Source organism: Polynucleobacter corsicus (assembly GCF_018688255.1).
Lineage (GTDB): Bacteria > Pseudomonadota > Gammaproteobacteria > Burkholderiales > Burkholderiaceae > Polynucleobacter > Polynucleobacter corsicus.
In genome coordinates this window covers 246,908-268,614 of the sequence record NZ_CP061314.1, presented here as the reverse complement: position 1 = coordinate 268,614, position 21,707 = coordinate 246,908, and the positions used below count along the sequence as shown (strand labels likewise).

The following is a 21,707-nucleotide window of genomic DNA, read 5'->3' as shown; positions in this document are numbered from 1 at the left end:
TTGTGCACAATCAAACGCATGAGCATTAACACTCCAGAGTTCTTAGTTGTTATCCCTGCAAGGCTTGGCTCTACTCGCTTGCCTCGTAAGCCACTTGCTGACATTGGCGGTAAGCCCATGGTGATTCGTGTGGCTGAGCGTGCGCAGCAATCCAATGCCCAAAGCGTTGTAGTTGCTACAGACTCGCCAGAAATTCAGGCTGCGTGTGATGAACATCGGATTGAATGTTTATTAACTAGTGCAGATCACCCTACTGGCACAGACCGTATTGCAGAAGTAGCTCAACTGTTGAAACTTCCAGCAGATACTTTGATTGTGAATGTGCAAGGCGATGAACCACTGATTCCTCCAGAGTTGATCAATCAGGTTGCTCAAACTTTGGCCGACAATACCGCGTGTGCGATTTCAACTGTGGCGGTACCCATTACTGACGCCACAGAAATTAATAACCCCAATGTAGTCAAAGTAGTCCTCAACCGCTCTAATGAGGCGCTCTACTTCTCTAGATCCACCATTCCGTTTGTGCGAGATCCGGACTCTGAGCAAGCAATCACTCGTTTACGTCATTTGGGCATCTACGCCTATCGAGCTGATTTTCTGCAGGCCTACACCCGTCTTGAGCCGGCACCACCGGAGCAAGCAGAAGCTCTAGAACAGCTCCGCGCCCTCTGGAATGGCTATCGTATTGCCGTCCACACAGCTAGCGAAGCCCCACCAGCAGGGGTTGATACAGCCGAAGACCTCGAGCGGGTACGCCGCATATTGGCCGGCTAACCCAGAATCTGGTTATTCGGGGGTTCTCGGGGATAATCCTAGGAATTGATAACAAAGTATCCCGAAAAAATACGGGACAATAAGTGTCTTCTAAGGGGAAAACAATGCGCTTAATTCTGCTCGGTGCACCAGGTGCTGGCAAGGGAACACAAGCTCAGTTCATTTGCGAAAAATTTGCGATTCCACAAATCTCGACAGGCGACATGTTGCGCGCTGCCGTTAAAGCTGGAACTGAACTTGGCATTGCCGCTAAAAAAATTATGGATGCCGGCGGCCTTGTTTCCGACGACATCATCATCGGCTTAGTCAAAGATCGCTTAACTCAACCCGATTGTAGTAAGGGCTATTTGTTTGACGGTTTCCCAAGAACGATCCCCCAAGCACAAGCCATGAAAGATGCTGGCGTGCCAATCGATTACGTTCTCGAAATTGACGTTCCATTTGATGCCATCATTGATCGCATGAGCGGTCGTCGTGTTCACCCAGCCTCCGGTCGCACTTATCACGTGACATTCAACCCGCCGAAAGTCGAAGGTAAAGACGATGTGACTGGTGAAGCCTTGATTCAGCGCGATGACGATAAAGAAGAAACGGTTCGCAAGCGCTTGCAGGTTTATAACGACCAGACTCGTCCGCTAGTGGAGTACTACTCTACTTGGGCAACGCAAAGTAATGCAGCTGACAAGGTAAAGGCTCCGGCCTATCGCAAGGTCAGTGGCACTGGTAACGTTGATGACATTACCGCTTCCATCTTTGCACAATTGAAATAATCAACACCATCACCGATTAAAGGGGCTGCTTTTGCAGCCCCTTTTTCTTTGTCGGAAAAAGGGGTATTATTTAAATAACGTACTTAGTGGTATAGTTTTTTATGACCAAAAAAAGTGCCTTCAAGACAAAAATTTTTGCCAAGTGGATGAGAAAAACTAGCCTAAAAGATCAGGATCTACTTTTCGCAATTACTGAAATGGAGGCCGGCCTCATTGATGCAGATCTTGGTGGGAATGTTTATAAAAAAGAATTGCTTTGGCAGGCATGGGTAAAAGTGCTGGGGCCAGAACATTAGTGGCGGGAAAGTTTTCTAGAAAATGGTTTTTTCTTTTTGGCTTTGCCAAGAATGAGAAAGATAACATTAATGATGATGAATTAGTTCATCTACAAGGAGCAGCAAGTAGACTTTTATGTCTGACTGATGAAGATATCGAAGAGGTAATTCTCGTAGGAGAACTAAAGGAGTTAATAAACAATGCTAAATAAAACGAAAAGTCGAATTATTGAGGAGATGACAGACACCGTAAGGGGCCTTCATAAAGCCGGCGTCATTACTAAGAGAAGTATGGATGAATTTGAGGCTTTGCGGCATCTAGAGGTTAAACCAATGACTGCTAAGCGAATCAAACAACTTCGCAGCAAGACTCATTTGAGTCAGGCTGTTTTTGCGTTAGCAATTAATACCAGCCTATCAACAATCCAAAAGTGGGAGGCTGGAGATAAAAAGCCAAGCGGGACCTCTTTAAAACTTTTATCGTTAATCGAAAGAAAGGGTCTGGAAGTTATTTTGTAATCGAAATATAAGAATCTTATGCAAGGTTATGTAAGAAGCATAACCTTGCATAAGATTCTTATAATTTGAAAAATCGCAGCAGAATGGGGCTATCGAAAGCCTATTTCAGCTCTTTGAGCGCACTCTCAAAAGATTCAATATCTGCAAAGCTTCTGTAGACAGAGGCAAAGCGGATGTAAGCCACTTTATCCAGACGCTTGAGTTCACGCATTACAAGTTCACCAACGCGCTCACTCGGAATTTCTTTTTCACCAAGGCTCAGTAACTTCTCTTCAATACGAGCAATCGCTTCATCTACAGAATCGGATGAGACGGGTCGTTTGCGTAATGCCAGCTTAATTGAGCTAGCTAGCTTGTCATGACTGTAATCAACACGGCTGCCATTCTTTTTAACGATAGCCGGCAAGGCCAGTTCTACACGCTCGTAAGTCGTAAATCGTTTATCGCATTTGGCACAACGGCGGCGACGGCGAATGGTGTCGCCTTCGTCCGATACCCGAGTATCTAGTACCTGGGTATCGTCGTTATGGCAAAAGGGGCAGCGCAATGGATACTCGCTTAACCGTAGACTGGGAAGCGCTTAGTCAACTCAGCAACTTGCGCACGAACCTTAGCAATGTTGTCAGCATCGTTTGGGTTATCCAAAACGTCTGCAATGAAATTACCAACTTGACGCGCCTCTGCTTCTTTAAAGCCGCGCGTGGTCATTGCTGGTGAGCCCAAACGAATACCACTCGTCACCATTGGCTTTTCTGGATCATTCGGAATGCCGTTCTTATTGCAAGTAATGTGCGCCTCGCCCAGTACACGCTCAGCTTCTTTACCAGTCATCTTCTTGGCGCGCAAATCCACCAACATCACATGAGAATCTGTGCCACCAGAAACAATCCGCAGGCCACGAGCAATTAATGTCTCTGCCAAAGCTTTTGCATTTGCAATCACTTGTTTTTGATACTCGATAAAGCCAGGCTCTTGCGCTTCTTTAAACGCTGTCGCCTTAGCTGCGATCACATGCATCAATGGACCACCTTGTAGACCAGGGAATACTGCAGAGTTAATTGCTTTCTCGTGCTCAGCTTTCATTAAGATGATACCGCCGCGAGGGCCACGCAAACTCTTGTGTGTTGTGGAGGTAACAATATCCGCATGAGGCACTGGGTTTGGATACACGCCAGCAGCTATCAAACCAGAATAATGCGCCATGTCGACCATAAAAATGGCGCCGACTTCTTTTGCTAACTTACCAATGCGCTCCCAATCGATCACGAGAGAGTAAGCAGATGCGCCAGCAATAATTAATTTAGGCTTGTGCTCACGAGCTAAACGCTCCATTTGTTCGTAATCGATCGCTTCGTTTTTATCAAGACCATAGGAAATCGGATTGAACCACTTACCACTCATATTCAAAGCCATGCCGTGGGTCAAGTGGCCACCTTCAGCCAAACTCATTCCCATGAAGGTATCGCCAGGTTTTAGGAAAGCCAAAAATACTGCTTGGTTTGCAGATGCGCCGCAATGGGGCTGCACGTTCGCCGCCTCAGCACCGTATAAAGCCTTTACTCGATCAATCGCCAACTGCTCAGCCACGTCGACAAACTCACAACCGCCGTAATAACGCTTACCTGGGTAGCCTTCAGCGTACTTATTAGTTAACTGGGAGCCCTGTGCCTGCATCACCGCTGGTGAGGCATAGTTCTCAGAAGCAATCAGCTCAATATGGTCTTCTTGACGCTTATTTTCATTCTGAATCGATGCCCACAATTCTGGGTCGGTTTTGGCTAAGGTATTTTGGCGGTCGAACATGGTCATAATCCTGATGAAGTTGTATTGCTGAGTGAATTAACTTAGTAAAATCAACCTACATCATACAAAATCCACCATGACACCTACTCAAGACCTCTCATTTCTCTCTCTCGTCCTTAATGCCAGCCTATTAGTCCAGTTAGTAATGTTGTTATTACTGGGCATGTCTATAGCCTCTTGGACCATCATTTTTAAGAAAACTGCCACCCTAAGAGGGGTAAGGCGCGATACCGAGCGCTTTGAGCGGGACTTTTGGTCGGGTGGTGATCTCAATACCCTTTTGGATGCCGCTCAGCGTAATACCCGAAGCGATGCCGTCTTGGAGCATATCTTTGAGGCTGGTATGCAGGAGTTTAATAAGGGGCGAGAGATAGATGCTGCCCGCCGCGCCATGAAAGCCACCTACCAGCGCGAAATGGACATACTGGAAGCCAACCTACCCTTCTTGGCGTCTGTAGGCTCAGTCTCACCTTATATCGGCCTCTTTGGCACTGTTTGGGGCATCATGCATGCCTTCCGCGGTCTAGCTAACGTACAAAACGCAACCTTAGCGGCAGTTGCCCCAGGCATTGCTGAAGCGCTAGTGGCTACTGCTATTGGCCTGTTTGCCGCTATTCCTGCCGTAGTTGCCTACAACCGCGCAGCCACAGATGTGGATCGCCTAGCGATTCGTTTTGAAACCTTCATCGAAGAATTTACCAACATCTTGCAACGTCAAGCTTCAGGCAGATGAGCATGGCCGGCTCACTCAGAAAATCTTCCAAACGTCGGGCAATGGCCGACATCAATGTGGTTCCTTACATTGATGTGATGTTGGTGCTGCTCGTGATCTTTATGGTGACCGCTCCGATGGTCAATCCTGGCGTCGTCAATTTGCCAACCGTAGGTGGTGCAAAAGTGCAATCTTTGCCGCCCGTCTTTTTAACCATCGATGCCAATGAAAATGTCATCGTTCGTAAAGATGGTGATCCCGTTCAAACATTAAATAAATTTGAACTTGGTGCATTTGCGCGCTCACAAGCAGAAAAGTCTGCTGAGCAACCTGTTGTGCTTGCTGCTGACAAATCCATTAAGTATGAAGTGGTAATGGAAGTGATGTCCAAGCTCAAAGAAAATGGCGTGAAACGTATCGGCCTTGCCGTGAAAAGTCAATAAGCCTCTTTGCATTGCATACATGAATAGCGCGCAAACTTTTCGCTCAAGCCCGTTAAACTTTAAACGAGGCCGCCCCACTAAAAACGAAAGCACAAAACGTGCTTTTAGTTTTTCTCTGGCTGTGCACGTAGGTCTATTGGCCTTCTTAGTCATCGGCATTAGCTGGAACAACTCAACTCCTTCAGGCGTTGAAGTTGAACTTTGGGATGCAAGCCAACAAGTCGAAGCGCCTGTCGTTCCTGAAATCAAAACCGAGATAAAGGAAGAAGCGGCTGACATCGCGATCAAGAAAAAGCAGGTTGAGAAAGAGCCCCCCAAGAAAGAAGTAAAAGAGACCCCTAAACCAGTTACTCCAACTAAGCCAACTCCACCCAAGGAGAAGGAAAAAGAGAAACCTAAAAAGGCTGAAGCACCAAAAGCTGCTACACCTACAGAAACCAAAGCTAATGCTGCGGCAGAAAAGGTGCGCGCAGATCAGCTGGCACGCTTACGCGCAGCGGCTGGTGCTGAAGGCGGTAGTGGTGGCACCAGTGGTAGCGGTGTTGGCGGTGGTGGCAATGCGCCTCCTGGCTGGACAGATAAAGTGGTGAAGAAAGTCAAACCGCTCATCGTGTTTAACCCAGAATCCATTAGCGGCAATCCTGCAGCAGTTGTTAAAGTAAACCTGGCGCCAGATGGCGCAATCTTAAATACAGATCTCGTCACTTCTAGCGGTAATGCCGGCTGGGATCGCGCAGTTCTTCTTGCACTGACTCGCGCAGAAAGTCTGCCAAAAGACGACAATGGCAAAATTCCTCAAAGAGAAGTTAAGCTGACCTTTAAACCCAAGGACTAAAGCATGTTGCAATTTGCTAAAAAGAATTTTTCATTAGTAGTGTCAGTATTGGTAGTGATGCTATCGATGACTGGCATGAGCTCTTCAGCGCTAGCGCAAATGAATATTGAAATCACTGGCGTAGGACAGTCTCTCTATCCCATCGCAGTGATGCGTTTTAAAGACGAGAACAAGCTGCCAACTAGTGTGACTGACATTATTCGCCAAGACTTAGCACGTAGTGGTTATTTTAAAAATACCGAGAACGGTAATGCGAGCGAGAGTGATGAGGGGACACCAAACTACAAGTCTTGGGCGGCACGCGGTGCAGATGCCTTAGTGGTGGGCTCTATAGTGCAGTCGAGCGCAGGTCAGTTTGAGATTCGTTACAAATTATTTGATGTGCGCAAGTCCCAAAGCTTAGGCGGCCTCAATCTCAATTCCAGTACAGATAATTTGCGTGCTGTTGGTCACAAAATTGCTGACGACATCATCTTGAAATTACTAGGTGAGCGCGGCATCTTTTCTACACGACTTTCTTATGTAATTAAAGAAGGTAAACGCTACCGCTTAGTCATCTCCGATGCGGATGGTCAAAATATTCGTAATGCTATGAGTAGTGGTGAGCCAATCATCTCTCCATCATGGTCCCCTGATGGCAAGAAAGTGGCCTATGTTTCTTTTGAAGATCGCAAGCCAGTCATCTATGTTCACGAACTCGCTACTGGTCGCCGCATTGCCCTCTCAAATCAAAAAGGAAATAACAGTGCGCCAGCCTGGTCACCCGACGGCAAAAAGCTAGCGATCTCCCTTTCAAAAGATGGCAACACCCAGATCTACAGTATTAATGCGGATGGAACCGGCTTGCAGCGCCTTACTCGTGGATACACCATTGACACTGAACCTCAATATTCAGCTGATGGTCGCTTCATCTACTTCACGAGCGATCGTGGTGGCAATCCACAGATTTATCGCATGAGCTCTGAGGGCGAGCAGGCCGAAGGTACAAAACGCACTACTTATAAGCAAGGTTTTGTGACCTCACCGCGCATTTCCCCGGATGGCAAGTATTTAGCCTATATCGCCAACATTGGCGGGGCTTTCCGTTTGCATATTCTGAATCTAGCAACAGGCGATGCCCAAGCGCTCACCGACGGAACCAGTGATGAGTCTCCATCGTTTGCCGCAAATGGTCGTTATGTCTTGTATTCCACAAAGGTGGGTGGCAAACGGGTCTTGGCTGCGGTATCAGTAGACGGAAACTCTAAGCAGATATTAAGCATTCCAGGATCTGACGTACGTCAGCCATCGTGGGGACCATTTATGGATTAAGGCTGACCCACTCAACTTGGGTCATAAGAAAATTGTTCAATTTTCTTAGCTTTAATCAGCTTGATGTCTGGATGCATAGGGTTAATTAATACATTGCTTGCTTGAGGAATAACAACTGAAGGCACCAACAACAAAGCACTTGTATTCGACTGAAGCCATTTCTGACCCTTCTCAATACTGGCAGTTCCCGCTGGCAATGCATCCCAACCAGTACCAGCTGTTTTGGCATTTAGCCTCTTAGCTAAATTCCATACCCTTACTGGGATATCAATTCGCACCAGATAGCGGGTCAGGGGAAGTCCTTGCGCATTGATGTGCACCATAGTTTCCAGACAAGCAAGTGCGATGGACTCCGAGGTATATAGAACGGATGTCCCTTTTTTATTCCATCTTCCACCAGATTTTTTTGCACCTTCCCCACTAAGATCATCCGCCTTAAATAGGGGGGCATCAAGCGCAATTCTCCAAACTGCCTGGACGCTCATGCATATGCTCCAGTTTGAATTTTGGCAAGGAGATCAGAAATCATCTCTTGACCAGAAACTGTATCTAAGTAGGCTGATGGCTTCTCGCCACCCAATGCTGGGGAAGGTTTTTCAAGCCAGCTTGCGACCCACTTAGCAGCGTCAAATCCATCTGGATTTCCCGACTCCGTAATCATTGACTCTACCTGCCCTACAAGTTTCGCCATACCGATTAAACGCTCGCCTTGCTCAATCGGTAGCATTTGGTTTGCGACGGATTTCTTATCAATGGTCGACTTCGGTAAATTCAAGAACTTAAATAAGGTTTCCTTTGTAATTCCCATGGAGTCAGAAATAACATTGATATATCTAGCAGGAACTCCGTCACGGATCAACTTAATGCGATCGATCGGCTCAACTTTGTAAATGGTGGCAAAAGATAAGTCCAGCTGGGTTATTACCGGCGGGGATTTAAGAAGTACTTTCGTGGCAGCTTTTTTCGGGATTACGCTGGGCATATTAAAATCCTCGTATGAGGCTTTATTTTAACTCATTTGAGTAAAAATAAAAGTATCCACACCCGATTTAGGCTACTACCCAACGCAATTTCTATTCAAATAGAGCAATCTTAGGGGCATAATATTGGCTATTAGCTAATTTAGTTACTTAATTTGTAGGAAAAAGGACAGATCATGAAAATTTCTATCGCACGCCGTGCCGCAACCCTCAGCCTTATTGGCATAACAGCACTATTTTTAGCAGCTTGCTCTAGCGTCAAACTAGATGATGTTGATGGCGCTAACGGTGGCGGCAGCGGCAACTTTGGCTCACAGCCATGGAATGATCCTAGTAGCCCACTCTTCCAACGTAGCGTGTACTTTGATTTAAATGAGTACACCGTTCAAACTAAATATCAAAAACAATTGTCTGCGCATGCAAGCTTTTTAAAAGCCAATCCTCAGCAAAAGGTCATTATTCAAGGTAACACCGATGAACGCGGTACCGCAGAGTACAACTTGGCCTTAGGTCAACGTCGTTCAGACGCTGTCCGTAAGTCACTCAACTTGATGGGCGTTTCTGAAAATCAAATGGAAGCAGTGAGCTTTGGCAAAGAAAAACCAAAAGCTGAAGGTGACAACGAAGCAGCGTGGGCAGAAAATCGCCGTGCTGACATTGTTTACATTACAAACTAATGCCTAAGCTCTCACACTCTTTTAAACAAACGCTCTCACGAGCGTTTTGTTTAAGTGCAGCTGCTCTTTGCTTAAGCGCCTCTGGTAATGCTTGGGCTCTATTTGCCGATGATGATGCACGCAAAGCCATCCTAGATTTGCGCAGATCATTTGCTACTACGCAGATAGATTTACAAAATCAGATTGAGAAACTTAAGACGGATAACGCAGAGCTTCGCGGCAAGATTGAAAATCTAGAGAAACAAGGCGAGGACATTAGCACCAGTCAGAAAACTTACTATCAAGACCTAGATAACCGCTTAGGTAATTTTGAGCCCCGCACAGAAACGATTGAAGGCGTCACTGGCACTGTTCAACCTGGCGAGAAAAAATCTTATGACGATGCCTTAAAGGCCTTCCAGACCGGTAGTCTTAAGAAAGCCGATGAGGGTTTTTCAGCCTTTGTGAACCGTTACCCTAAGAGTCCATACGTTCCGCTGGCACTCTTTTGGAGTGGCAATAGCAAATACGCCAACAAGGATTACACCGGTGCAATTGCACAGCTGCAGAGTCTGATTAAGCGCTTTCCTAATCACTCCCGCATTCCATCAGCTATGTTGACACTCGGAAATGCGCAATTAGAAAGCGGTAACAAAGCGGCCGCCAAGAAAACTTTTACTGAGATTATCAGCAAGTATCCTGCTAGTGAAGCAGCAAAAGATGCACAACAGCTTCTCGCTGCAACAAAGTAAGTAGTTAAGAAAAATATATTTGTACTATGTCTAAGCTGTCTGCCGCATTTCAGAATATTGCCCCCCGTAAACCCAATGCCCCAGCCGTCATTTTGTTTTCTGGTGGATTGGATTCCAGCACCATTCTGGCTTTGGCAAAAGATCTTGGATATGCACCCTATGCGCTATCAGTCGGTTACGGCCAACGCCACTCTTCTGAGTTAGCAGCAGCAAAACATATTGCCAAAAAGATGGGCGTCATTCGTCACGAGGTAGTGAATTTAGATCTGACGCGTTTTGGTGGCTCAGCCCTGACTGACTCATCTATCGATATCCCAATTACCCCAGGCAAAGATCTAGAAATTCCCGTTACTTATGTGCCCGCTCGCAATACGATTTTGTTATCGCTCGCACTGGGTTGGGCGGAGTCCTTAGGCGGTTTAGATATTTTTTATGGCGCTAATGCTGTGGACTACTCAGGCTATCCTGACTGCCGCCCAGAATATGTAGCCTCATTTGAGACTATGGCGAACTTAGCCACTAAGGCTGGTGTTGAAGCGCTCAATAATGAAAATCGCTTTCGGGTTCATGCGCCAATCATTAGCATGAGCAAGGCAGAAATCATTCAACTGGGCACTACCTTAGGTGTCGATTACTCGCAAACTGTTTCTTGCTATCAGGCGAATGACCTGGGTGAGGCTTGTGGTGAATGCGAGTCTTGTCGCCTAAGACAGGTAGGTTTTAAACAAGCCAACCTGAGCGATCCGACACGCTACCAGAAGAAGTAATTCACCCGCCTTTATCAACAGAGCTTATAGGGTAGTGCCTGCTCTCGTAAGCTTGAACAAGTACTAATAGCATTTCAAATCTATTACCATCCTCGCTTTGAGGATACGGCTCATTGTCTATAAACCTTGAAATATCGACCAATGCAGACTGGTACTCGCTCTCATTTAAGAAACGTACTAAATCTCTCATAAACCTCTCGTCACTTAGTCGTGCTCAACATCCGCTCAACATAACGCGCAATTAAATCTACCTCCAAATTCACTGCATCACCCTGCTTTAATTTGCCCAAAGTCGTGTTCTCTAGAGTGTGGGGAATGATGTTGATATTCACTAAGCAAGCGTCTTTGCTGTCTTGCGTTTGATTGACTGTTAACGAAACACCATTTACAACAATTGATCCCTTGTATGCCAAGAATGGCGCCAATGCTTTAGGGGCTTCAATTTGCAGCAGCCAAGAACCATAAGCGTCGTTAGCGACAGTTGCAAAGTGTGCTACCTTGCCAACACCATCCACATGGCCGCTAACCAAATGACCGCCTAAGCGATCATTGAGTCGTAGGGCTTTTTCTAGATTCACTGGCCCTACTTTATCTAGGCCAATCGTCTTGTTCAAAGACTCGCGTGAGATATCTAAAGCGAAAGTGGTGTCAGTTAATTCAGTAGCAGTCATGCACGCGCCCTGAATCGCAATGCTGTCACCTAATGCAACATCATCGAGATACCCAGAAGGCACTTCGACAACCAGATGCAGACCGTCGCCTTTGGCTTGAGCACTTTTGATTTGACCAACTGCCGTAATAATTCCAGTAAACATAGTGAGATCTTCAATAGGGGTTTGTATTTTTTTGAATCGTTATTTCTTATTCAGTCGCAAACGAAGATCGGAGCCAAACAGACTTTGATCCATGATTTGCCAATCTTGACGTTGGTCTAAAGTTGCTAATGGGGAGATATAGGCCATTCCAATGCCCTCACCCATAAAGAAGGGTGCGTAATAGAGCAAGAGCTCATCAACACAATTCTCCCTCAGCAAAGATCCGTTTAACTTAAATCCAGACTCGACATGGATTTCATTCATGTGGCGCTCTTTTGCTAAGTACGCAAATAGTTTTGGCAAATCCACCTTGCCATTTGTGTTAGCCATCGCAATAACTTCAACACCAAGAGCCTCAAATGCTTTTGCCTTAGCTTGACTCTCTTGAGAATCTAATGAAGCGCAAACCAAGATGACGCCAGATGCTTGGGGCTTACTCAATACCTTAGCGTTCAGTGACGTCTCTAGTTTGGAATCCACAATAATTCTCCAAGGCTGGCGTTCGGTTTTGACATCTCTCACGTTGAGACTTGGGTCGTCTTCTTTAACGGTTCCCACACCAGTTAATATCGCGCAAGCTTGAGCACGCCAATGATGGCCATCTGCCCGAGCTAAAGGGCCGGTAATCCATTGGCTTTGGCCATTTGCTAAAGCCGTCTTGCCGTCTAAGCTGGCAGCGATCTTCATACGCACCCAAGGTAAGCCTCGGGTCATCCTAGAAATAAATCCCTGATTTAATGCTTGAGCATCAGATTCCATTAAGCCGCAACGCACATCAATACCCGCAGCCTTTAATCGCTCAAGTCCTTTGCCACCAACTAAGGGGTTGGGGTCAGACATTGCCACAATCACCATGGCTGGTTTGGCTGCAATTAAGGCGTCGACACAAGGCGGCGTTTTACCAGTGTGGTTACAGGGCTCTAAGGTGACATAGATCGTTGATCCAGCGGGATCCAGTCCTTTTGTTTTCACATCAGCTAAAGCCTGAACTTCCGCATGGGGTCCACCCACCCTTTGGGTATGTCCACGCCCAATTACTTCTCCATCTTTCACAATGACGCATCCCACCCGGGGGTTGGGGTTGGATAGGTAAAGGGCATTCCCAGCCTCGGCTAAGGCCTGGCTCATAAATTGGTGGTCGACTGCGGTGTACATGGGGTCTATTAAAACCGATTGTGGACAGAAGCAGCAAATTTACCCACATTACTTACAGGCTTTGGAGTCCTTGGTCGGATCACAAATTCTCCAGCGGCCCCCACTGCCCAATATGAGCTGCCGCTCGAGTCTTGAATCTCGGTCATGACCCAAGATCAAGCGGTTTGCTACAAACCCGCCTTGGGCTGTTTTGGCAGCACCGGCAGCATTGAACAAAATACCCCTCTTGGATGTATGAGGATCAATAAACTGCTTACCCCCGCCCTTGAAATACACCTGCCCAAGATCACCTTGAGAAATCCAGAGCCTCTCAATACAAGTTGATTTTGGCCGGCGTTCATCGCAAACGTTTTTAACCGCCCAACCCTCTTCCCAAAGACCCCCATTCGTTGGAGTAATGCGCACAGGCGCGCCCAATAGAAATGCTTGAGCTCTTGCAAATTGAGCATGCGCAATAAAACGTCTCGCAATGATCTCAATTTCTCGAACGGCCATTTGCTCATGCAAAAGGGGTAGTGTCGATATTGCAATGATGGCGATGATCAGCACAACGGCCATTAACTCTAACAAGCTATAACCTTGATCCTGCTTATTCAAAGTTTTGCCGCCAATTTACTCGTGTAGCGCTATTGGTCTTTTCATCCAGAAATAGAAGGATCTCTAAGCTAGGTTTTGATTTACTAGATATCAACCAAAGATTTTTTCCGACTGACTGTATATGGCAAGCAGCATTTTCTAAGACGGCGATATTAGAAAGATGTTGCTCACATTCAAGAAGCGCTTTTTCTGCAGCAATAAATTCCTTCTGGGCTTCTGCATAAGTATTGACACTTATAACTTCAAGCGCAGCTAAGCGCTCCAACTGCATGACCAGCATAGAGAGTAGTGTCAGCAGCGATAAGACCCAAGCAATAATCACAGTAGATTCACAGCAGATTACGAGTGGTAAATATGCGCTCAAACTTCTGGTGAATATATGCGCCATCAGTCATCTCTAGCTTGACCTTAAAAGCCTTGCCGGCACTAGCTGGAAGGGCTTCAAAGGAAAGATGATGAATGCCATTCATTAAGGTGGTATTTTGGATTTGTCCTTGGCGATCCAGTGATTGGCAGATTAATGAGCCACCATTAACCTTTGCACCTTTAGGTGCAGATGCTTGCCGATCTACTAAAAATCCTTGATGCGCTAAATTATTTTTAGTGCGCTCTTTTGACAAAGTATTGCCAATGCAATCAAAGTCTAGCCCTTGAGAGATTTCCTGTTTCACCATTAGCGAATCCGATCCTTGATATCCATGATTTTTTTGAACCTGAAGGTAATCGATCGAAGCAGTATTTTTTCTTGCAGATGCAATTGCTGAAGTAGCATTTTGATAACCAGCCATTCGAATAGCACGCCCGATTAATTCCAGCGCACGATCTGCTTCTGCAGTCAGCGACTGTGATTTTTCATACTGAATTTGCTTACTGATGAACTCACCACTATTTTTTATGAGTGGTGCGACCAAGACTAGGGATAGGGCGAGACCGACGAGACACTCCAATAGATTCATCTGCTAACTTTCGTGAAGTTTGGTTTGAGTTATTTGATTGCGCAGCAGTCAATATGGCGAGCTCATGCTGATCCATCTCTTTTCTAAGTCCCACCCTTTTCTCCTCTAGTTGACCCAAGCGCAAAATCATCCCTTGATAGATATTGCTCAGGCCTACCCAACTACTTGCAACTAGACTCATTGCCACCAGAACCTCTAATAAGATGAATCCATTGGGCTTAGCATTTGACTGAGGCAGTGAGGATTTTTGAATTCGAGTGTGCACAGGCCATTTTCTCGAGACTAGAGTGGTAAAAATAGGCCTTGCATGGGTGCTTATTGTCAGAAAAACTGGATATTGCTCCAATATCACTCCTAAGATCCCAGCCCGAAGCCCGAAAACCCCTCCTCAGCTTAAAATAGAGGGCTATGCAAAATAACCTCGCCTCCACAGAAGAAATTGTTGCCGAGCTCAAAGCCGGCAGGATGGTCATTCTGGTCGATGAAGAAGATCGCGAGAATGAAGGCGACCTAGTGCTCGCCGCCGATCACGTCACTCCAGAGGCTGTCAATTTCATGGCCAAGCATGGTCGTGGCTTGATTTGTTTGACTTTAACGCGTGAGCGCTGCCAGCAAATCAACCTGCCTTTGATGGTCAGGGACAACGGCACCTCAATGGGCACCAACTTCACCGTTTCGATTGAGGCAGCCAGTGGTGTTACTACTGGTATCTCAGCAGCGGATCGTGCCCACACGATCAAGACGGCAGTTGCCGCAAATGCAAAACCCAATGATCTAGTTCAGCCCGGCCATATTTTTCCTTTGATGGCACAACCTGGTGGCGTATTGATACGCTCTGGTCACACTGAAGCTGGATGTGATTTAGCTGCAATGGCTGGATGCTCTCCTACCGCCGTTATCTGCGAGATCATGAAAGATGATGGCAGCATGGCGCGATTACCAGACCTGCTTGAATTTGCAAAAGAACATCAACTAAAAATCGGCAGCATTGCTGACCTGATTCAATACCGTAGCCAACACGAAAGTATTGTGGTGCGCGAAGGTGAGCGTGAGTTCACTACTCCTTGGGGTAAGTTTCAGGGAATCATTTATCGCGATACACCAAGTTCTTGTATTCACCTGGCGCTAGTGCATGGCAAGCCTATAGAGACTGAAGAAACCTTAGTCCGCGTTCATGAGCCCGTCACAGTATTAGATTTCTTAGACTCGAATGTCAGTACGCACTCTTGGCCTTTGGCACAGGCTTTGCAAAAGTTAGCAGCGGCACCTTCTGGTGTGGCAGTTTTACTCAATGCTTCTGGCATTGCGGCGCCTAATGATGCAGACTGGTTGGCTCAGTTTCATAAATTGAATGGCACTTATGCTGAAACAGCAGAAAAGCCATTGGCTCGAAAAACGGATTTCCGCAGCTATGGCATCGGCGCTCAAATCCTCAAAGATATCGGCGTTGGAAAAATGCGCTTACTTGCTAATCCAAACCCAGTACCTAGCCTTTCCGGATACAAGCTTGAAGTGACCGGCTACACCCCATTTGAACCTACAAAATAAGTAATTCCAGGAAACATGATGAATACATCCAATGATGAATCTGCAGTAGGCGTACTCGCTACCGACCTCAACGGTCAAGATCTGCGCGTAGGTATTGTGCAAGCACGCTTCAATGAAGAGCATTGCCTTGCCCTGACTACCGCCTGCATTGAAGAGCTAATTAAGTTAGGTGTATCGCAATCGGACATCAAATTAGTTACTGTGCCTGGCGCACTAGAAATTCCTTTCGCACTTCAAAAGTTAGCTGAAACAGGCGAGTTTGATGGCTTGGTTGCGCTAGGCGCCATCATCCGTGGCGAGACTTATCACTTTGAACTCGTTTCGAATGAATCTGGTGCTGGCATTACCCGTGTTTGCCTTGAATCTGGATTGCCGATCGCCAATGGTGTTCTCACCTGTGAGACGGATGAGCAAGCCCAGGTTCGTGTTCAGGTAAAAGGTGCTGATTGCGCAAGAGCCGTTGTGGAAATGGCTAACCTCGCCTTAGCCCTTACTCCCGATATTGATTTTGAAATCAATCCTTCAGAAGAGTAATTCCCAAGATGAATAAAAATGTCCCTAGCCCACAGGCAGCACCTGGTACGCCGAGTGCGCCTAGCGCACCCAAGCGCTCACTCACACCACGTCGTCGTGCCCGTGAATACGCTTTACAAGGCGTTTATCAAAGCCTAGTCATGCGTCGTGCAGGTAGTCTGCCGAATGCTGCAGCAATTGCCAAGCAGTTAGCCGAAGATCCTGGCTTTCGTCGCTGCCAACATGATTTGTTTCAGGGTATTTTTACTGGCGTACTAGAGCGCACTGATGAGCTAGAGGGCATCATTACCCCAGCACTCGATCGCCCTATTAATGAATTGTCGCCTGTAGAGCATGCTGCCCTACTCATCGGTACATACGAACTGGCTATTGATTTAGCGGTTCCCTATAAAGTAGCTATTAATGAGGCGGTGGAATTGGCTAAAACCTTTGGTGGCACTGATGGCCATAAATACGTCAACGGTGTCTTAGACTTACTCGCCCAACAGTTACGTAGCACTGAAATTCAAGCGGGTTAAGCAAATAGCGAAGGTCTCGCTCTGGGTGATTGGTTTTAGTTCTTTTTATAAACCAAGTCCCACACCCCGTGGCCTAACTTAATTCCGCGGTTTTCGAACTTCGTGGTCGGCCTATACGCAGGCCTCTCCACATATCCAGGATGTTTGGCATCTAGCTGTTCGAGGGTGGGTTTAAATTCCTTAAAAGACTCTTTAGCAAGCTCAAGATCGCTCGCTACATCAGCCGCAGAAAAAGTTTCAACGCTCATTTGCTCGGTTGAGGTATTCACTAAATCAGACTCCGCATTTAAGACCAACAACATTTGTTCAGCATAGTTATGCCAATCAGTTGCGAGGTGTAAATAAGCCCCGGGCTTCAAACGAGAGATCAATAGTCTTACAAACTGCGTCTGAATCAAACGGCGTTTGTGGTGGCGCTTCTTGTGCCAAGGATCTGCAAAATAAATGTGGATGCCATCCAAAGAATTGGGGGCAATCATTTTCTCCAGAACCTCAACGGCATCATGGCGAATCAATCGCAAATTGGTGAGATTATTCTCACCAATCAACTTCAGCAAAGCACCAACGCCTGGAGGATGCACTTCAATCGCCAAGAAATCATCCTCAGAGCGCAAAGCAGCAATTTTGGCAGTAGTCTCACCCATACCAAAACCAATTTCCAAGATCTTGGAGTGTGATGAGCCATCGAATGTTTGCTGCAGATCTAAAACATGCTCTTGAAACGGAATTAAAAACTGGGGGCCCAGCTCATCAATAGCACGCTGCTGCCCCCCGGTAGTGCGGCCTGCACGTAGGACAAAGGACCGAATACGATCTATTCTTGTCATGATCACCAAATACTTATCTTTAACGGTTTATTTTGGAAAGGGCGTATTCCAACCAGCCGAACGATAGGCATACACCACTTCACTCAAAACGATAGAGAGCGAAGTCATAAATGAGACTAGTCCGAGTACGAAAGTCCAAATGACATAAGTTGCCTGCAATGATCGAACCGCGCCTGCTTGAAAGAAGAACAGCTCCAGTACGGTAAGTGAAATAAATACACCACTGAGTACGTCAAAGAAAATGGCAACAGTGCAAAGACGGCCTCGCACTTTTGCTTCATTAGCCTCTTTCATCATATGACTCAGTAAAACTTGATCCTGAATTCCGCCTTCTTGAATACGGTGCTGAATAGCTCGCATACGATCGACAGAGCGCGCCAGGCGAGCGGAGATTGCGTTAATTAATGTAGCCACCGCAGTCAAGAGGAACACTGGGGCAAGAGCCAATTGAATATTGTTCGTAATTGCGTCTATTGATGCATCCATCAGTTTTCCAGTCAATCTTTATTAATGTTGATGAGAGCTATCTCAATGTGACCAAGCAACTAAACCGCTGTATGCACTCAATAACACCAGCACACCAAAGATGATTCGATACCATGCAAAAGGGATGAAGTTATGTCCAGCAACATAGTGAATCAGCCAACGTACGCAAATGAAAGCGGATACAAAAGCAGCAATAAAGCCGACAACAATTGCCCAAGTAAAGTCTCCAGATAAAGAAACTGGATTTTTCCAAAGCTTAAGCAACTCGTAGGCAGTAGCCCCACCAATGACTGGAATAGCCAAGAAGAATGAGAACTCCGTAGCTACTGCGCGCGGTAAACCAAATAACATCCCTCCAATAATGGTCGCTCCGGAGCGAGAGGTTCCTGGTATTAAAGCAGCGCACTGGGCTAAGCCCACCTTCAATGCATCCAAAGAAGTGAGATCATCCACCGACTGAATGGAGTTTTTGCTCGCAGCAACAGTTTTCTGACGTTTTTCAGCCCAAAAGATGACAAGCGCTCCTACGATAAAAGCACTGGCAACCGGAATGGGGGCAAACAACACGGCCTTAATGTACTTACCAAATAGGAAGGCCAGACCCATCGCCGGAATCGATGCAATGAGTAGATTCATTACAAAACGCCGAGAGATCGCACTTGTTTTGAGAGTAGAGGCGACCCTCCAGAGCTTTTCTCTGAACTCCCAGCACACGGCCAAAATGGCGCCAAACTGGATGATGACCTCGAAGGCCTTCCCCCGCTCATCATTAAAGTCGAGTAAATCACCCACCAAAATCAGGTGTCCAGTACTAGAGATCGGCAAAAACTCCGTTAAGCCCTCGACAACTCCTAGTATTACTGCTTTACCTAGCAAAATTAGATCCATGTCTCAATTTTATAGATAGATGAAGCCAAGCAGAAGATTTGGCAAAATGAGGTTCAATTAAGACGTTTTACTGAAATAAGCCTTAAACTTCATGGCATATAAAAAGTAATTAAATCAGATGACCCCACCCCGTTTTCGTCTCTCGCAACTCAGCACCCTAAGCTTAATCCTGTGCCAAGTACTAGGACTCAGCGCGACGTCAACCAACACCTTTGCGCAGGCTGCCAATGGGGCAAAGCCATCGCTACCCACCCCAATGAGCGCTCCAGCCTTAATTGGGCTAGATATACCCCCACAAATGGTGCTCGCCCCTCAGCAGGCTATACCGACTTCTGCCGCACCCTCAAACATTAATGGAAATGGTGCAGCCAACCCTGCAGGGCAGGCTTCAGACCTCATTCGCCTATATCAAGAGGCCGCATTTAGCGACCCAGTCCTCAACGCGGCACGTTTTAACTACCAGGCAAGCAAAGAGCTCTATTGGCAAGGCCTATCCCTCTTGCTTCCTCAAGCAAGCGCAGCTCCAATTGGAACTAGGTACTACCAACATGCAACCAATGGATCAGCCTTAACAAGCTTCTCAGGTAACTCTCGCGTTTTTGATCAAAAGGGTTATACCGTCACCCTCACGCAACCCGTTTTTAATATGGCAGCATTTGAGGCATCTAAACAAGGTGACCTCAATACCAAAATTGCAGATATGCGTTTTTATTTAGCGCAACAAGATCTCATATTGAGAGTCTCACAAGCTTACTTTGATGCACTCACCAGCCAAGATAACGTAGAACTTTTTCGTAATAAGAAAAGTCTCATCAAACAACAACTGGAGATCGCACAAGCGAAATTTGATGCTGGCTTAGCCACCATTGTTGATGTCAATACAGCACAGGCAGCATTAGATCTTGCCAACTCTCAAGAGATTGGCGCTCAAGCTGATTTGGTGGTTAAGCGTGGTGTATTGGAACAACTCACTGGGCGCCCGGTAGGTACGCTACGTCCACTAATTAAAGAAGCGAAGATTGATGGCGTCCTAAAAGATCCTCGCTCCAAAAATAAAGATAGTAGCGGCATTCCGATTGCGGAAAGTGTTAACCCACAACTACCAAAAGGCCAAACTCTGGATGATTGGATCCAGCAGGCGGAAACTGCAAACTTTAATGTATTAGCTGGTCAACTATCCGTTAGTCTTGCTGAGAGCACTTACCGTGGCTCGCAAGCGCTCAATTACCCCTCTGTCAACTTCGTTGGAACAGCCGGCTACAACACCGCAAATGGAAGCGCTAATAGCTACACACCTGCAAACACCAATATTTACAACAATACTATTGCCCTGCAAATGACAATCCCGCTGGTTTCAGGAGGATTTAATAGTTCCGTTATTCGTCAGAATGCAGCCTTACTCGATGCCGCTAAAGCTAGTTACGATAATGCTCGGCGCACTGCAGCCCAAAATACGAGGACTGCCTTTACTGGGTTTTATGGAGGCTTAGCTAGTGTTAAAGCCTATGAAGCAGCAGAGCGATCATCTAACTCTGCGCTGGAGTCCAGCAAGTTAGGATTTCAAGTGGGGACGCTGATTAATATTGATGTGCTCATTGCATTGGATACGCTCATTACTACCCGCTCACAACTGCAACAGGCGCGCTACAACACCATTCTGAATGCGATGAGGCTTAAAGCCCATGCAGCCTCACTATCAGATGAAGATCTGATTTCTATCAATGCCTTGCTGCGCTAAGAACTTACTTTAGAAGCTTCAAGGATGCGTCAAGAACTTCTTGAACGCTTGGTGGATCTTGAATGTCACCCACATTAGCAATGCGCTGAGACCAATAACCTTCGGTTTTCCAGCGCGGTGAATCGCAATAAATCTCTACTGTAGATTTATCGAGCACCGCCGCCAAATGCGTCAGACCAGTATCCACCCCTACCGTCAATGCAGCACCCGAAATTACGGAGAATGCATCTGCAATAGAAAACGCAGGTGGCACAAAAGCATTGGCTATTTGAGCAGCAAGCAATTGACTGACATTCTTTTCTGCAGCGCTGCCCCATGGAAAGATGACTTGATATCCAAGAGCAGAAAGTGCATTACCAAACTCAATCCAATGACTATTGGGCCAACGCTTAGCCTCTCTAGCAGTCGAATGAAAGCATAAGACATATGGCGCAATCAATCCTTCAACAGCGCTCTTTGGAATACTGGAAATAAATTCTGAGGGATAAAACTGCGGTGCATCACTTCGTTCTATCAAAGACCAATCCAAGGCTGAGCACATGACCCAACGCGAACGATCGACCGCATGGCACTGCGTAGGAACTTGCACTGACTGGTTATAGAAAGATCTAGCCAAAGGCTCGTATCCAGAAAACTCCGTTGCATCAGCAAGACCTGCAACCACGGCATGAGAACTTTTCTTAGCTAGGGAGCATACGATCGCTGATTTAAGTAGGCCCTGTGTTTCGATCAAAATGTCATAGGTGGTGGATTGAAGTGTTTTTCTAAATGAAAAAAACTCTTTCCAGGTTGCCAAGCTAAAAAGATTTTTCTTCCAGCGGCGTAAACCAAAAGGAATAATGCGATCGATACCTCTAAAACTATCTCGGGATAAAAGTGGGGTGAGTAGGTGGACATACCCCTCTTCCACAACCCAATCAATTTGAGCATCCGGTAGACGCGAACGCAGATCCCACACAATCGGCAAGTTGTGCAATACATCCCCGAGGGAGGATAGTTTTACCAACAGGATTCTGGGAGAAGCGCTCATGCGAGCATTATCTTATCT

Annotated in this window: 28 protein-coding genes and 1 pseudogene; 15 read left to right on the top strand and 14 right to left on the bottom strand. The window is 46.4% G+C overall.

Translation table 11 applies throughout. From position 1 onward, the window contains the following. Positions 1-24 precede the first annotated feature (24 nt). The 4 genes and pseudogenes from kdsB (at position 25) to C2747_RS01460 (ending at position 2,338) form a co-directional block, all read left to right on the top strand. On the top strand, positions 25-774 hold the full coding sequence (gene kdsB / locus C2747_RS01475; protein WP_215333024.1) for a 3-deoxy-manno-octulosonate cytidylyltransferase: 750 nt from the start codon (positions 25-27) through the stop codon (positions 772-774). 104 nt (positions 775-878) lie between these two features. Next, positions 879-1,544, top strand: coding sequence for an adenylate kinase (gene adk, locus C2747_RS01470; protein WP_215331948.1), 666 nt, complete (start codon positions 879-881; stop codon positions 1,542-1,544). 101 nt (positions 1,545-1,645) lie between these two features. Continuing rightward, positions 1,646-2,031: pseudogene (locus C2747_RS10610) on the top strand (type II toxin-antitoxin system RelE/ParE family toxin). Positions 2,032-2,110: 79 nt separating this feature from the next. Then, positions 2,111-2,338 carry a helix-turn-helix domain-containing protein gene (locus C2747_RS01460; RefSeq protein ID WP_251374786.1) on the top strand — a complete coding sequence of 76 codons (228 nt, stop codon included), beginning with the start codon at positions 2,111-2,113 and terminating at the stop codon, positions 2,336-2,338. 100 nt (positions 2,339-2,438) lie between these two features. Here the strand turns inward: C2747_RS01460 and nrdR are convergent, their stop codons facing one another. Continuing rightward, positions 2,439-2,885 carry a transcriptional regulator NrdR gene (gene nrdR, locus C2747_RS01455; RefSeq protein WP_215331946.1) on the bottom strand — a complete coding sequence of 149 codons (447 nt, stop codon included), beginning with the start codon at positions 2,883-2,885 and terminating at the stop codon, positions 2,439-2,441. An 11-nt stretch (positions 2,886-2,896) separates the two neighbouring features. Continuing rightward, on the bottom strand, positions 2,897-4,141 hold the full coding sequence (gene glyA, locus C2747_RS01450; RefSeq protein ID WP_215331945.1) for a serine hydroxymethyltransferase: 1,245 nt from the start codon (positions 4,139-4,141) through the stop codon (positions 2,897-2,899). A gap of 76 nt (positions 4,142-4,217) precedes the next feature. Between glyA and tolQ the strand changes: the two genes are divergently transcribed. Genes tolQ through tolB form a run of 4 tightly spaced genes read left to right on the top strand, consistent with a single transcriptional unit; the run spans position 4,218 to position 7,442 of the window. Further along, positions 4,218-4,874, top strand: coding sequence for a protein TolQ (gene tolQ, locus C2747_RS01445; protein WP_215331944.1), 657 nt, complete (start codon positions 4,218-4,220; stop codon positions 4,872-4,874). Between the two features lie 2 nt (positions 4,875-4,876). Next, positions 4,877-5,296, top strand: a complete 420-nt coding sequence (locus C2747_RS01440) for an ExbD/TolR family protein (RefSeq protein WP_215331943.1) — start codon at positions 4,877-4,879, stop codon at positions 5,294-5,296. 19 nt (positions 5,297-5,315) lie between these two features. Beyond that, on the top strand, positions 5,316-6,131 hold the full coding sequence (gene tolA / locus C2747_RS01435) for a cell envelope integrity protein TolA (RefSeq protein ID WP_215331942.1): 816 nt from the start codon (positions 5,316-5,318) through the stop codon (positions 6,129-6,131). 3 nt (positions 6,132-6,134) lie between these two features. Further along, complete coding sequence (gene tolB, locus C2747_RS01430) at positions 6,135-7,442, top strand: Tol-Pal system beta propeller repeat protein TolB (protein ID WP_251374785.1); 1,308 nt, start codon at positions 6,135-6,137, stop codon at positions 7,440-7,442. Between the two features lie 11 nt (positions 7,443-7,453). Here the strand turns inward: tolB and C2747_RS01425 are convergent, their stop codons facing one another. Then, entirely contained in the window at positions 7,454-7,927 is a 474-nt protein-coding gene (locus tag C2747_RS01425; RefSeq protein WP_215331941.1) for an RES family NAD+ phosphorylase, read from the bottom strand. Next, positions 7,924-8,424, bottom strand: coding sequence for an Xre family toxin-antitoxin system antitoxin (locus tag C2747_RS01420; RefSeq protein WP_215331940.1), 501 nt, complete (start codon positions 8,422-8,424; stop codon positions 7,924-7,926). Before C2747_RS01420 ends, C2747_RS01425 begins: the two co-directional genes overlap by 4 nt. A 174-nt stretch (positions 8,425-8,598) precedes the next feature. On the opposite strand from C2747_RS01420, the gene pal reads away from it, so the two are divergent. Genes pal through queC form a run of 3 tightly spaced genes read left to right on the top strand, consistent with a single transcriptional unit; the run spans position 8,599 to position 10,597 of the window. Then, complete coding sequence (pal, locus tag C2747_RS01415) at positions 8,599-9,099, top strand: peptidoglycan-associated lipoprotein Pal (RefSeq protein ID WP_215331939.1); 501 nt, start codon at positions 8,599-8,601, stop codon at positions 9,097-9,099. Then, positions 9,099-9,830 (top strand): tol-pal system protein YbgF, encoded by a 732-nt coding sequence (gene ybgF, locus C2747_RS01410; RefSeq protein ID WP_215331938.1) that lies wholly within the window; start codon positions 9,099-9,101, stop codon positions 9,828-9,830. The genes pal and ybgF overlap by 1 nt, the downstream gene beginning before the upstream one ends. Before the next feature lie 26 nt (positions 9,831-9,856). Then, complete coding sequence (gene queC, locus C2747_RS01405) at positions 9,857-10,597, top strand: 7-cyano-7-deazaguanine synthase QueC (protein ID WP_215331937.1); 741 nt, start codon at positions 9,857-9,859, stop codon at positions 10,595-10,597. Between the two features lie 200 nt (positions 10,598-10,797). On the opposite strand, the gene C2747_RS01400 is transcribed toward queC, so the two are convergent. Genes C2747_RS01400 through C2747_RS01375 form a run of 6 tightly spaced genes read right to left on the bottom strand, consistent with a single transcriptional unit; the run spans position 10,798 to position 14,307 of the window. Next, positions 10,798-11,412: a riboflavin synthase gene (locus C2747_RS01400; RefSeq protein ID WP_215331936.1), complete on the bottom strand. Its 615-nt coding sequence runs from the start codon at positions 11,410-11,412 to the stop codon at positions 10,798-10,800. A gap of 39 nt (positions 11,413-11,451) precedes the next feature. Next, positions 11,452-12,567: a bifunctional diaminohydroxyphosphoribosylaminopyrimidine deaminase/5-amino-6-(5-phosphoribosylamino)uracil reductase RibD gene (gene ribD / locus C2747_RS01395; protein ID WP_215331935.1), complete on the bottom strand. Its 1,116-nt coding sequence runs from the start codon at positions 12,565-12,567 to the stop codon at positions 11,452-11,454. 48 nt (positions 12,568-12,615) lie between these two features. Then, entirely contained in the window at positions 12,616-13,164 is a 549-nt protein-coding gene (locus C2747_RS01390) for a GspH/FimT family pseudopilin (RefSeq protein ID WP_251374784.1), read from the bottom strand. Then, positions 13,157-13,486, bottom strand: coding sequence for a hypothetical protein (locus tag C2747_RS01385; protein WP_215331934.1), 330 nt, complete (start codon positions 13,484-13,486; stop codon positions 13,157-13,159). Before C2747_RS01385 ends, C2747_RS01390 begins: the two co-directional genes overlap by 8 nt. A gap of 7 nt (positions 13,487-13,493) precedes the next feature. Further along, positions 13,494-14,120 carry a PilW family protein gene (locus C2747_RS01380; protein WP_215331933.1) on the bottom strand — a complete coding sequence of 209 codons (627 nt, stop codon included), beginning with the start codon at positions 14,118-14,120 and terminating at the stop codon, positions 13,494-13,496. Beyond that, a complete protein-coding gene (locus tag C2747_RS01375; RefSeq protein ID WP_215331932.1) occupies positions 14,050-14,307 on the bottom strand; it encodes a hypothetical protein in 258 nt (85 codons plus the stop codon). Before C2747_RS01375 ends, C2747_RS01380 begins: the two co-directional genes overlap by 71 nt. 221 nt (positions 14,308-14,528) lie before the next feature. On the opposite strand from C2747_RS01375, the gene ribBA reads away from it, so the two are divergent. Genes ribBA through nusB form a run of 3 tightly spaced genes read left to right on the top strand, consistent with a single transcriptional unit; the run spans position 14,529 to position 16,720 of the window. After that, a complete protein-coding gene (gene ribBA, locus C2747_RS01370) occupies positions 14,529-15,668 on the top strand; it encodes a bifunctional 3,4-dihydroxy-2-butanone-4-phosphate synthase/GTP cyclohydrolase II (protein WP_215331931.1) in 1,140 nt (379 codons plus the stop codon). A 15-nt stretch (positions 15,669-15,683) separates the two neighbouring features. Further along, a complete protein-coding gene (gene ribH / locus C2747_RS01365; protein WP_215331930.1) occupies positions 15,684-16,202 on the top strand; it encodes a 6,7-dimethyl-8-ribityllumazine synthase in 519 nt (172 codons plus the stop codon). Positions 16,203-16,210: 8 nt separating this feature from the next. Further along, positions 16,211-16,720, top strand: a complete 510-nt coding sequence (gene nusB / locus C2747_RS01360) for a transcription antitermination factor NusB (protein WP_215331929.1) — start codon at positions 16,211-16,213, stop codon at positions 16,718-16,720. A gap of 35 nt (positions 16,721-16,755) precedes the next feature. Here the strand turns inward: nusB and trmB are convergent, their stop codons facing one another. The 3 genes from trmB to C2747_RS01345 are packed head-to-tail and all read right to left on the bottom strand — an operon-like array spanning position 16,756 to position 18,921. Then, a complete protein-coding gene (gene trmB / locus C2747_RS01355) occupies positions 16,756-17,547 on the bottom strand; it encodes a tRNA (guanosine(46)-N7)-methyltransferase TrmB (RefSeq protein ID WP_215331928.1) in 792 nt (263 codons plus the stop codon). A gap of 27 nt (positions 17,548-17,574) precedes the next feature. Then, the gene (locus C2747_RS01350) at positions 17,575-18,033 is read right to left on the bottom strand and encodes a DUF2721 domain-containing protein (RefSeq protein ID WP_215331927.1); all 459 of its coding nucleotides are present in this window, start codon (positions 18,031-18,033) and stop codon (positions 17,575-17,577) included. Between the two features lie 42 nt (positions 18,034-18,075). Continuing rightward, complete coding sequence (locus C2747_RS01345; protein WP_215331926.1) at positions 18,076-18,921, bottom strand: undecaprenyl-diphosphate phosphatase; 846 nt, start codon at positions 18,919-18,921, stop codon at positions 18,076-18,078. Positions 18,922-19,039: 118 nt separating this feature from the next. On the opposite strand from C2747_RS01345, the gene C2747_RS01340 reads away from it, so the two are divergent. Beyond that, a complete protein-coding gene (locus C2747_RS01340; RefSeq protein WP_215331925.1) occupies positions 19,040-20,659 on the top strand; it encodes a TolC family protein in 1,620 nt (539 codons plus the stop codon). Between the two features lie 4 nt (positions 20,660-20,663). On the opposite strand, the gene waaC is transcribed toward C2747_RS01340, so the two are convergent. Beyond that, positions 20,664-21,689 (bottom strand): lipopolysaccharide heptosyltransferase I, encoded by a 1,026-nt coding sequence (gene waaC / locus C2747_RS01335; RefSeq protein ID WP_215331924.1) that lies wholly within the window; start codon positions 21,687-21,689, stop codon positions 20,664-20,666. Positions 21,690-21,707 lie beyond the last annotated feature (18 nt).